Here is a 649-nt window from a genome sequence, read left to right as displayed (position 1 = left end):
GTGTATTTAGGTTTGATGTCTGGAAATGAAACAGGAAAGACCTGGGTTACCATCGATACCATGGCAAAGTATTTTGGTAAAAGTAAGAGAACAATCAGTGTTTGGTTGAAAGAATTAGAAAAGTATAAATTGGTTGAACGAATGCAAATGGAACCAAATGGAGCTGCTTATACTTTTCTTCTTCCTTATGGTTGGGCTTACTCAGAGTTGGATGAAGAATGAGGGGAGGATTTGTTTGTGGGGATATTATATTTAGATGAGACAGGCAATACGGGGTTAAAACAAACCGCTCAACCATATCTGATTTATGGTGGACCGTTTGTTGATGCTAACAAATGGAAGACGTTGGAGAGGGATCTAGCGGATGTTCAAAAGAAATATTACAGTTTGATTTTTAGCAGAATTGATCACGTGACTGATCCTGCTAAACTTGGAGAAGTGGCCACTCAAGTGAAATTTTTTGAGGCTTTTCATTTCCATGCTTCTCATATTGTGAACAGAACAAGTTTATGGAGTAAGCTGAGTGAGAAAAAACATGAACATTTTCAGGTGCTTGAAGACATAGTGGAAACTTTAAACAAGAATAAGGTGGATTTTTTCGCGGGAGCTATAGATAAAGCTAGTGTTCAGGGGAAAGCGAAAAATAAAC

At 37.8% G+C, this 649-nt stretch carries 2 protein-coding genes; both read left to right on the top strand.

The window, feature by feature from the left end:
* A partial coding sequence (locus DMO16_RS24040) for a helix-turn-helix domain-containing protein (protein ID WP_164989033.1) occupies positions 1-222 on the top strand: 222 nt, incomplete at its 5' end.
* A gap of 15 nt (positions 223-237) precedes the next feature.
* Positions 238-649: DUF3800 domain-containing protein (locus DMO16_RS24035; RefSeq protein WP_164989032.1), on the top strand; the 412-nt coding region annotated here is incomplete at its 3' end.

This window comes from Fictibacillus sp. S7 (assembly GCF_004127935.1).
Classification (GTDB): Bacteria; Bacillota; Bacilli; order Bacillales; family Fictibacillaceae; genus Fictibacillus_C; species Fictibacillus_C enclensis.
This window is presented reverse-complemented; position numbering and strand designations above follow the sequence as displayed.